Consider the following 419-nt stretch of genomic DNA (forward strand, 5'->3'; position numbering starts at 1 on the left):
CATAAAGCTGGTCGTGCAGAATCGCCGGGCGCATGCCGTAGCCGGCGCAGATGCCATACAGCGCCAGAGCGCCCACGGCGATGATCCAGAGCAGCGGCGCCAGCCAGGAGACGAACGTCAGCACCGCACCGGCAATCAGCGCGCCAATGGCACCCCAGCGGCAGACCTCACGCAGGATGCGGATAGAGGCCAGGTCGCTGGTGAAGCCGGCCGGGACTTCGAGCATCCCGTGCACCGGGTCGTTGAACACCAGCGGCTCCAGCAGCGTGAACTCCCACCGGCTAACCTGGCAGGTGGCCACGCCAGCGGCGAACTTGCCGGGATCGAGCGTCATGCCGGCACCTCGAGCACAGGCAGTTCGGCCAGGAACGCTTCCAGCGTCGGCACCTCGCGGGTGCCCGCCTCCACCGCGGAAAGCT

The 419-nt window shown here is 68.0% G+C and carries 1 protein-coding gene; it reads right to left on the reverse strand.

The annotated features are described in order from the left end of the window. The coding region (locus HAQ05_RS28155; protein WP_190427709.1) for a hypothetical protein at nucleotides 1-334 on the reverse strand (334 nt) is incomplete at its 3' end. Nucleotides 335-419 lie beyond the last annotated feature (85 nt).

Source organism: Pseudomonas typographi (assembly GCF_014694385.1).
GTDB classification, from domain to species: Bacteria; Pseudomonadota; Gammaproteobacteria; order Pseudomonadales; family Pseudomonadaceae; genus Aquipseudomonas; species Aquipseudomonas typographi.